The 8,714-nt window shown below is 73.3% G+C and carries 11 protein-coding genes and 1 tRNA gene; 11 read left to right on the top strand and 1 reads right to left on the bottom strand.

The window, feature by feature from the left end:
- The first annotated feature begins 53 nt into the window (after positions 1–53).
- The 11 genes from V7E45_RS36065 (at position 54) to V7E45_RS36015 (ending at position 7,498) form a co-directional block, all read left to right on the top strand.
- Positions 54–497 (top strand): roadblock/LC7 domain-containing protein, encoded by a 444-nt coding sequence (locus tag V7E45_RS36065; RefSeq protein WP_333778497.1) that lies wholly within the window; start codon positions 54–56, stop codon positions 495–497.
- Positions 498–499: 2 nt separating this feature from the next.
- A complete protein-coding gene (locus tag V7E45_RS36060) occupies positions 500–871 on the top strand; it encodes a DUF742 domain-containing protein (protein WP_333778496.1) in 372 nt (123 codons plus the stop codon).
- Entirely contained in the window at positions 849–1,448 is a 600-nt protein-coding gene (locus V7E45_RS36055; RefSeq protein ID WP_133918900.1) for a GTP-binding protein, read from the top strand. Before V7E45_RS36060 ends, V7E45_RS36055 begins: the two co-directional genes overlap by 23 nt.
- A 61-nt stretch (positions 1,449–1,509) precedes the next feature.
- The gene (locus tag V7E45_RS36050) at positions 1,510–2,085 is read left to right on the top strand and encodes a GAF domain-containing protein (protein WP_333778495.1); all 576 of its coding nucleotides are present in this window, start codon (positions 1,510–1,512) and stop codon (positions 2,083–2,085) included.
- Between the two features lie 182 nt (positions 2,086–2,267).
- Positions 2,268–3,296, top strand: coding sequence for an L-threonine 3-dehydrogenase (gene tdh / locus V7E45_RS36045; protein WP_333778494.1), 1,029 nt, complete (start codon positions 2,268–2,270; stop codon positions 3,294–3,296).
- Positions 3,297–3,360: 64 nt separating this feature from the next.
- Positions 3,361–4,560, top strand: coding sequence for a glycine C-acetyltransferase (locus V7E45_RS36040; protein WP_333778493.1), 1,200 nt, complete (start codon positions 3,361–3,363; stop codon positions 4,558–4,560).
- 30 nt (positions 4,561–4,590) lie between these two features.
- A complete protein-coding gene (locus V7E45_RS36035; protein ID WP_333778492.1) occupies positions 4,591–5,493 on the top strand; it encodes a LysR family transcriptional regulator in 903 nt (300 codons plus the stop codon).
- Between the two features lie 46 nt (positions 5,494–5,539).
- Positions 5,540–6,112, top strand: coding sequence for a helix-turn-helix domain-containing protein (locus V7E45_RS36030; RefSeq protein ID WP_333778491.1), 573 nt, complete (start codon positions 5,540–5,542; stop codon positions 6,110–6,112).
- Positions 6,109–6,639: a GNAT family N-acetyltransferase gene (locus V7E45_RS36025; protein WP_333778490.1), complete on the top strand. Its 531-nt coding sequence runs from the start codon at positions 6,109–6,111 to the stop codon at positions 6,637–6,639. Before V7E45_RS36030 ends, V7E45_RS36025 begins: the two co-directional genes overlap by 4 nt.
- A 30-nt stretch (positions 6,640–6,669) precedes the next feature.
- Positions 6,670–7,029: an MmcQ/YjbR family DNA-binding protein gene (locus V7E45_RS36020; protein WP_333778489.1), complete on the top strand. Its 360-nt coding sequence runs from the start codon at positions 6,670–6,672 to the stop codon at positions 7,027–7,029.
- A 392-nt stretch (positions 7,030–7,421) separates the two neighbouring features.
- A tRNA-Pro gene (locus V7E45_RS36015) sits at positions 7,422–7,498 on the top strand.
- A gap of 29 nt (positions 7,499–7,527) precedes the next feature.
- On the opposite strand, the gene V7E45_RS36010 is transcribed toward V7E45_RS36015, so the two are convergent.
- Positions 7,528–8,604: an MASE1 domain-containing protein gene (locus V7E45_RS36010; RefSeq protein ID WP_333778488.1), complete on the bottom strand. Its 1,077-nt coding sequence runs from the start codon at positions 8,602–8,604 to the stop codon at positions 7,528–7,530.
- Between the last annotated feature and the right edge of the window lie 110 nt (positions 8,605–8,714).

Here is an 8,714-nt window from a genome sequence, read left to right as displayed (position 1 = left end):
CCCCCACCCCCAGCGCTCCCACCGACCTTCGTAACCCAAGGAGTCGATCCACCATGGCGAGCGACGCGCCGACCGCACAGGCCTCCGACCTCGACTGGCTGCTGAGCGGCCTCGTGCAGCGCGTACCCCATACCGCCAGCGCGGTCCTGCTGTCCTGCGACGGACTGGTCAAGTCCATGCACGGCCTCGACGCCGACAGCGCCGACCACATGGCGGCCCTGGCCTCCGGCCTGTACTCGCTCGGCCGCAGCGCGGGCGTCCGGTTCGGCGACGGCGGCGACGTCCGCCAGGTCGTCGTGGAACTCGACGCGACGCTGCTGTTCGTCACCACCGCCGGGTCCGGCACCTGCCTCGCCGTGCTCGCCGGCCGCGAGGCCGATGCCGCCGTGCTCGGCTACGAGATGGCGATGCTGGTCAAGAGCGTGCGCCCCTATCTGGTGACCGCGCCCCGCCGGCACTCGGCCGAGGCCACGGCGATCACGGCGACGAGGCCTTGAGCGTGGCCGCAGCCGGCGACGGGCCCTGGCTCGACGACGCGGCCGGCCGGCTGGTGCGGCCCTTCACGGTCAGCAACGGCCGCACCGAGCCGACCATCGCCCTGGACCTGATGTCGCAGGTGATGGCCACCGGTGTCACCCCGCTCGGCTACCTCGGACCCGAGCACGCGCAGGCACTCGACCTGTGCCGCGCGCCCCTCCCGGTGGCCGAGGTCGCCGCGCACCTGCGGCTGCCCGCGGTGGTCACCAAGGTGCTGCTCTCGGACCTCGTCGACTGCGGGGCGCTGACCACCAAACCCCCCGCCTTCCACCACATCCCCACGGACCGGTCCCTGCTGGAGGCAGTGCTCGATGGACTACGACGACAGCTCTGACCCGTTCCCGACCGCGCTGAAGATCCTGGTGGCGGGCGGGTTCGGGGTCGGCAAGACCACCTTCGTGGGAGCGGTCAGCGAGATCGCCCCGCTCAGCACCGAGGAGCTGCTCACCACGGTCAGCGCCGGCACCGACAACCTCGACGGCATCGAGAACAAGGTCGAGACGACGGTCGCCATGGACTTCGGCCGCATCACCCTCGATCCGGAGCACGTGCTGTACCTCTTCGGCACGCCCGGGCAGGAGCGGTTCTGGTTCATGTGGGACGAGCTGTCGGAAGGCGCGCTCGGCGCGGTCGTCCTCGCCGACACCCGCCGCCTGGACGAGTGCTTCGCGGCCGTGGACTTCTTCGAGGAGCGCGGCCTCGCCTTCGTCATCGCCGTCAACGAGTTCGACGGCTCCTACCGCTACGACCCGGAGGAGGTGCGCGCCGCCCTCGATCTCGACACCGGGATCCCGGTGGTGCGCTGCGACGCCCGCATCTCCAGTTCCGGTGTGCAGACCCTGCTCACCCTCGTACGCCATCTGATCGCCCACGCCCCGGCGCCCGCGCCGAGCCACGGCGCCCACATGTGATCCCGCCACACCGCACACGGAGCCGCCATATGAGGTACGCCCACAGGGACGGAGCCCGGTCATGAGCTACGAGCCGCCCCGTCCGGTCCGCGGCCTGCTGCTCACCCCCGAGGACAAGGAGGCACCCGCCCGCGTCTCCCGGCTGCGCAGGCTCGGCCTCGGCAGCCGGCCCGAGCCCGGTCTCGACGCCTACGCGGACCACCTCGCCCAGCTCACCGGGGCGCCGTACGCCATGGTCAACTTCGTCGGCGCCGACCACCAGTTCTTCGCGGGCCTGCGCATCCCGCCGGCCGCGCCGGTGGTCCGGGAGGACGGCAGCAGGCCCGAGGTCGGCCGGGTCCTGCCGCGCGACCACGGCTTCTGCCCGCACGTGGTGGTCCGCCGCAAGGCGCTGGTGCTGGAGGACGTCCGCGACTACCCCCGCTTCGCCGGCAACCCGGTCGTCGACGAGTACGGCATCCGGTCGTACCTCGGCGCCCCCCTCTTCGACGGCTCCGGGATGGCGCTCGGCACCGTCTGCGCCTTCGACGTGGCGCCGCGCGCCTGGGGCCGCTCCGGGCTGGAGACCATCAAGGCGCTGGCCGCCGACGTCGCCGTACGCATCCAGCGGTCCGCGGACGACGGGCTGCCGATCTGAGTGTTGGGACAACCGGGTGACGGCCGGACGGGGTGTGAAGCAAAGCTGTGGCGGCGGTTAAGAAAAGATCGATGGACCCCGGCTCGCGCGTAGGGCAGATTGCGGGGTGATTCCACCCCTCTGACCCGGTGCGGGCCCCTTCGGCACACGCGGCCGGGACCTCACCCACAGGAGCCGTAGCGTTGAAGGCGCTGGTCAAGGAGAAGGCGGAGCCCGGGCTCTGGCTCATGGACGTCCCGGAGCCCGCCATCGGTCCCGGTGATGTGCTGATCAAGGTCATGCGGACCGGTATCTGCGGCACCGACCTGCACATCCGGGCCTGGGACGGCTGGGCGCAGCAGGCCATCAGCACCCCGCTGGTGCTCGGGCACGAGTTCGTCGGGCAGGTCGTGGAGACCGGCCGGGACGTCACCGACATCCAGGTGGGTGACCGGGTCAGCGGCGAGGGTCACCTGGTGTGCGGCAAGTGCCGCAACTGCCTGGCCGGCCGGCGCCACCTGTGCCGCGCCACCGTCGGCCTCGGCGTGGGCCGGGACGGCGCGTTCGCCGAGTACGTCGCGCTGCCCGCGTCCAACGTCTGGGTGCACCGCGTCCCGGTGGACCTCGACGTCGCCGCGATCTTCGACCCGTTCGGCAACGCCGTGCACACCGCCCTGTCGTTCCCGCTGGTCGGCGAGGACGTACTGATCACCGGCGCGGGCCCGATCGGCCTGATGGCCGCCGCCGTCGCCCGGCACGCCGGCGCCCGCAACGTCGTCATCACCGACGTCAGCGACGAGCGCCTGGAGCTGGCCCGGAAGATCGGCGCGACGCTCGCCCTGAACGTCTCCCGGTCCTCGATCGCCGACGGCCAGCGGGAGCTGGGCCTGCGCGAGGGCTTCGACATCGGCCTGGAGATGTCCGGCCGCCCCGAGGCCATGCGGGACATGATCGCCAACATGACGCACGGCGGCCGGATCGCCATGCTCGGCCTGCCCGCCGCCGAGTTCCCGGTGGACTGGGCCCGGATCGTCACCTCCATGATCACCATCAAGGGCATCTACGGCCGCGAGATGTTCGAGACCTGGTACGCGATGTCGGTCCTGCTGGAGGGCGGTCTCGACCTGGCCCCGGTGATCACCGGCCGGTACGGCTACCGCGACTACGAGGCGGCCTTCGCCGACGCGGCGAGCGGTACCGGCGGCAAGGTCATCCTGGACTGGACCGCGTAACCGCCCCTCGCGCACCCCTCCCTCGACGCCGCCTCCCTCCCGCAGCACCTTCAGGAGCCCTGTCATGTTCGACTCTGTCCGCGACGACCTGCGCGCCACCCTCGACGAGATCCGCGCCGCCGGCCTGCACAAGCCCGAGCGGGTCATCGGCACCCCGCAGTCCGCGACCGTCGGCGTCACCGCCGGCGGCCGCCCCGGCGAGGTCCTCAACTTCTGCGCCAACAACTACCTCGGCCTCGCCGACCACCCCGCGGTGATCACCGCCGCCCACCAGGCCCTCGACCGGTGGGGCTACGGCATGGCCTCCGTGCGCTTCATCTGCGGCACCCAGGAGGTCCACAAGGAGCTGGAGGCGCGCCTGTCCGCGTTCCTCGGCCAGGAGGACACGATCCTGTACTCCTCCTGCTTCGACGCCAACGGCGGTGTCTTCGAGACGCTGCTCGGCGAGGAGGACGCGGTCATCTCCGACGCCCTCAACCACGCCTCCATCATCGACGGCATCCGCCTGTCCAAGGCCCGCCGCTTCCGCTACGCCAACCGGGACCTCGCGGACCTGGAGGCGAAGCTGAAGGAGGCCACCGCGGGCGGCGCCCGGCGCAAGCTCGTCGTCACCGACGGCGTCTTCTCCATGGACGGCTACGTGGCCCCGCTCGCCGAGATCTGCGACCTCGCCGAACGCTACGACGCGATGGTCATGGTCGACGACTCGCACGCCGTGGGCTTCGTCGGCCCCACCGGCCGCGGCACCCCCGAGCTGCACGGCGTCATGGACCGGGTGGACATCATCACAGGCACCCTCGGCAAGGCCCTCGGCGGCGCCTCCGGCGGCTACGTCGCGGCCCGCGCCGAGATCGTCGCCCTGCTGCGCCAGCGCTCCCGCCCCTACCTGTTCTCCAACACCCTCGCCCCGGTGATCGCCGCCGCCTCCCTGAAGGTCCTCGACCTGCTGGAGTCCGCCGACGACCTGCGGGTCCGGCTCGCCGAGAACACCGCCCTGTTCCGCCGCCGGATGACCGAGGAGGGTTTCGAGATCCTCCCCGGCGACCATCCCATCGCGCCCGTCATGATCGGTGACGCGGCCAGGGCGGCCCGCCTGGCCGAACTGCTGCTGGAGCGCGGGGTGTACGTGATCGGCTTCTCCTACCCGGTCGTCCCGCAGGGCCAGGCCCGCATCCGGGTCCAGCTGTCCGCCGCGCACTCCACCGAGGACGTCGACCGCGCGGTCGGCGCCTTCGTCGCCGCGCGGGCCGAGCTGGAGGCCTGACCAGGGCGGACGCCCTGGAATAATGGAGGCATGATCGAGGCACGGCGGCTCCACATCCTCCGTGCGGTGGCCGACCACCGCACGGTCACCGCGGCGGCCGCCGCGCTCTACCTCACCCCCTCCGCCGTCTCCCAGCAGCTGACGGCCCTGGAGCAGGAGACCGGGCACCGGCTGGTCGAGCGCGGCGCCAAGGGCGTCCGGCTCACCCCGGCGGGCGAGATCCTGCTCAGCCACACCAACGCGGTCCTCGCCCAGCTGGAACGGGCCGAGGCCGAACTGGCGGCCTACGGCTCGGGGGAGGCGGGGACCGTCACCGTGGCCGCCTTCGCGACCGGCATCGCACAGGTGGTGGCGCCCGCCGTGCTCCGGCTCGCCTCCACCGCGCCCGGCATACGCATCCGGGTCCAGGACGCGGAGGGCGACGCCAGCCTGCCCATGGTGCTGGACCGGCAGGTGGAAGTCGCCGTCGCCGTCGAGTACCGGGGCGCGCCGGCCGCCGACGACCCCCGGCTGACCCATGTGCCGCTGTACGCCGAGCCGTTCGACGCGGTCGTGCCCGTCGGCCACCGGCTCGCCGACGCCGTCGAGGTCCCCCTCGCCGACCTGGCCAAGGACGGCTGGATCAGCCCCTACCCGGGCAACCCCTGCCACGACGTGGTCGTCCTGGCCTGCGAGAACGCCGGGTTCCAGCCCCGGTTCGAGCACTCCTCCGACGACTTCCGGGCCGTGGTCGCGCTCGCCGCAGCGGACGCGGGCGTGGCCCTCGTCCCGCGCTCGGCGCTGCGCGGCATGGACCTCGCGGGCGTGGTCGTCCGCCCGGTCGACGGGGTGGCGCCGACCCGCCGGGTGTTCGCCGCGGTGCGCCGCGGCGCCGAGGGGCACCCGCTGATCCGCCCGGTGCTCGACGCCCTGGGAGAGGCCGCGCAGGCGTGAGCCTTCGGTAACCCGCCCGTCTCATATCAGGGATAGCGTCCCGGACATGAGAAACGAGGACTCCGATCCCGTGGACGCCCGCATCGGCGCCCGGCTGGCCGAACTGCGGGCCGGCCGCGGCTGGTCGCTCGGTGAGCTGGCCGAGCGCAGCGGGGTGAGCCGGTCGACGCTGTCGCGCGCCGAACGCGCCGAGACCAGCGCCACCGCGGCCGTGCTCAACCGCCTCTGCCACGTCTACGGCCGCACCATGTCCCAGCTGCTGAGCGAGGTGGAGGCGGCACCGGCACCGCTGGTACGGGCGGCCGACCAGCGGGTCTGGCAGGACCCCGCCGGCAAGTTCACCCGCCGGTCGGTGTCACCGCCGCACCCCGGCCTGCGCGGCGAACTCGTCGAGGGCCGGCTCGCCCCCGGCGCCGACCTCGCGTACGACCGCCCGCCCGTGCCCGGCGTCGAGCAGCACCTGTGGGTCCTGGACGGCGCGCTGGAGGTGACCGTCGACGGCACGAGCCACCCGCTCGGCGCGGGCGACTGCCTGCGGATGCGCGTGTTCGGGCCGACGAGGTTCCGCTGCGCCGGGCCGGCGACGGCCCGCTACGCCCTGGCGGTGGTGCGGCCATGAGGGTGCTGCGCTGGGACGAGGAGCGGATCCGCCGCGGCAGCGGCGAACTCGCCCTGCTGCTGGCCGACACCGTGGCCGGCGGCGCCTCGGTCGGCTTCCTCGCCCCGCTCACGCGGACGGCGGCCGACGCCTGGTGGCGGGAGCGCGCCGACGTGGTCGCGGCCGGCCGGCTGGCTGTGTGGGTGGCCGTGGACGACACCGGCCGGCCGGCCGGCACGGTGAGCCTGGCCCTGCCCGACAAGCCCAACAGCCGGCACCGCGCGGAACTCGTCAAGCTGATGGTGCACCGCCGGGCGCGCGGTCGCGGCCTCGGCCGGCTGCTCCTCGCCACCGCCGAGCGGGCCGCGGCGGCCGCCGGCGTCACCCTCCTGCACCTCGACACCGAGACCGGCAGCCCCGCCGAGCGCCTCTACCGCTCGGCCGGCTGGACCCCGGCCGGCACCATCCCCGACTACGCGGCGAACCCGGCCGGCGACCTGTGCCCGACGACCCTCTACTACAAGCGCCTTGCCCCGGACGCGAGGTGACTGTCAGTGCCCCGGGTTAGCGTGCGTGGCATGCCGGACGCCGAAGACGTACGCCGTGTCGCCCTGTCCCTGCCGGACACCACGGAGAAGACCGCCTGGAACATGCCCACGTTCCGGGTGGCAGGGAAGATGTTCGCCACGCTCCCGGAGGACGAGACGTCCATCGCCGTGCGCTGCCCGAAGGAGGAGCGCGACGAACTGGTGCTGGCCGAGCCCGGCAAGTTCTGGATCGCCGGCCACGAGGCCCAGTTCGCCTGGGTCAGGGCCCGGCTCGCGGCCCTGGAGGACGAGGACGAGTTGCGCGACATCCTCGCCGACTCCTGGCGGCAGGCGGCGCCGCCCCGACTCCTGGACGACCACCCCGAGTTGGGCCTGCCCGGCGGCCGCTGAAATTCCCTCGGCCCGGCCGCGCACGCATGGCATGGTCCGCGCGGCGGAGCGGCGGCTCCGGTGACCCGGGGGCCCGGGGGACCGGCACCGCCACCGGCCCCCGTCCGGATGCCTTCCGGGCGGACCTGGTCCAGGGCTGGCGGGAGTTCCGGGCCCGGCCGTGGCTGTGGGATGTCATCGCCGTGTGGTCCCTCTACATGGGATCAGCCTGGTGGTGCCCGCGGTCCTGCTCGCCGTCCCCGCGATACGGGGGCTCGTGCGGGCCGACGGGCAGGTGCCGGCGTCCTGAGCCGGCCGGTGGGCGCCCGGTAAAGGGATGCGCGAGGACCGACCCGAGTGCGGTATTGTTTCCCTGCGCGTTTCGACCGGGGAAACCCCAGGTCAAACGACACCGGGACGTGGCGCAGCTTGGTAGCGCACTTGACTGGGGGTCAAGGGGTCGCAGGTTCAAATCCTGTCGTCCCGACCAGCTCTCGCAGCCGGTCGGAGGCCGTCTTCTCAGGGATGATGAGGAGACGGCCTTTCGTCGTTTCCACCGGCCTGGCCGTCACCGCTCCGCCGTGTGTGTTCCGTGCCCAGGGGCCCCGGACCCGTGCGTCCCGTGACGTCGTCGGGGAGCACCGCCGGCCGGTCGCGGGTGGCGATCCTGGCGACCATGTCGGCGAGCCGGCCGCACGCCTGGGCGATCTCCCGCTGCGTCTGGTTCCGCTCGCTGATGACCGCGGCGAGCAGCAGCGCGGTCAGCGCGGCCGACGCGTTGAACGCCTGCAGGGTGATCATGTTGATGACCAGGTCGTGCCGGGCGAAGGGGCCCTTGTTCCCGGTGGCGGCCATGATCGCGAAGGTCGACACGGCGAGCGCGCAGGGCGCGGCCCCGGCCAGCTGGAAGCGGAAGGCGGCCCAGATCAGCAGCGGGAAGCCCAGGAACACCAGCGGGGTGTTCGTGGTCTCCAGCAGCCCCACCCCGGCCGTGGCCGCCGCCAGCAGGCCACCCTCCAGCCACCGGGCCGCCGGCGCGCCCCTCGGCCGGCGCGCCCGGCTCAGCACCAGCAGGACCGGCGTGACCACCAGGACACCCATCGCGTCACCGGTCCACCACACCGACCACGTCGGCCAGAAGGCGCCGGTGTGCAGCACACCGGTGAGAACCAGGGTCCCGGTGCCCACCGTCGCGCTGATCAGCATCCCGGTGAACGCCCCGAGGAAGATCAGCGCGAGCGCGTCCCGCAGACGGTCGAGTCGGTTGCGGAACCCGGCCCGGCGCAGCAGCGCGTAGGAGCACAGGGGCGCCAGGGTGTTGCCCGCCGTGATCGCGAGCACGGCCCCGGCCGACGGGCCCAGCGAGATGTTGGCCAGGAACGCCCCGAGCGCGATGCCCGGCCACAGCCGGGGCCCCCGCAGCAGCAGGGCGGCCACCGCGATACCGCTCGGCGGCCACAGCGGGGTGACCTGCCCGCGCACGAGCTGCTGGATCAGCCCCGCCTCGGCCGAGCCGAAATACAGCGCCGCGAGGACGCCGATCTCCAGGGCGGTCAGGGCGGCGCGCCGGTACCGGTCCCACCGCGCGCCAGTCATCGGGCGACCTCCGTGTCGGCATCGCCCCGACAACCATCATCCGCCGCAAGGCCGGGTTCCTCCACGCCACCGGCACCGCGTCGCCGCACATCGGGGCGGGGCGGTGACCG

Source organism: Streptomyces sp. IBSBF 3136 (genome assembly GCF_036815105.1).
Classification (GTDB): Bacteria; Actinomycetota; Actinomycetes; order Streptomycetales; family Streptomycetaceae; genus Streptomyces.
Note: the sequence above shows the minus strand (reverse complement) of the source record. Positions and strands in the feature narration are given on the sequence as shown.

Excerpts from the sequence above, each read along its gene's own strand:
- V7E45_RS36065 (WP_333778497.1), top strand. The coding sequence starts at position 54 with ATGGCGAGCGACGCGCCGACCGCACAGGCCTCCGACCTCGACTGGCTG.
- V7E45_RS36055 (WP_133918900.1), top strand. The coding sequence starts at position 849 with ATGGACTACGACGACAGCTCTGACCCGTTCCCGACCGCGCTGAAGATC.
- V7E45_RS36050 (WP_333778495.1), top strand. The coding sequence starts at position 1,510 with ATGAGCTACGAGCCGCCCCGTCCGGTCCGCGGCCTGCTGCTCACCCCC.
- V7E45_RS36040 (WP_333778493.1), top strand. The coding sequence starts at position 3,361 with ATGTTCGACTCTGTCCGCGACGACCTGCGCGCCACCCTCGACGAGATC.
- V7E45_RS36035 (WP_333778492.1), top strand. The coding sequence starts at position 4,591 with ATGATCGAGGCACGGCGGCTCCACATCCTCCGTGCGGTGGCCGACCAC.
- V7E45_RS36030 (WP_333778491.1), top strand. The coding sequence starts at position 5,540 with ATGAGAAACGAGGACTCCGATCCCGTGGACGCCCGCATCGGCGCCCGG.
- V7E45_RS36025 (WP_333778490.1), top strand. The coding sequence starts at position 6,109 with ATGAGGGTGCTGCGCTGGGACGAGGAGCGGATCCGCCGCGGCAGCGGC.
- V7E45_RS36020 (WP_333778489.1), top strand. The coding sequence starts at position 6,670 with ATGCCGGACGCCGAAGACGTACGCCGTGTCGCCCTGTCCCTGCCGGAC.
- V7E45_RS36010 (WP_333778488.1), bottom strand. The coding sequence starts at position 8,604 with ATGACTGGCGCGCGGTGGGACCGGTACCGGCGCGCCGCCCTGACCGCC.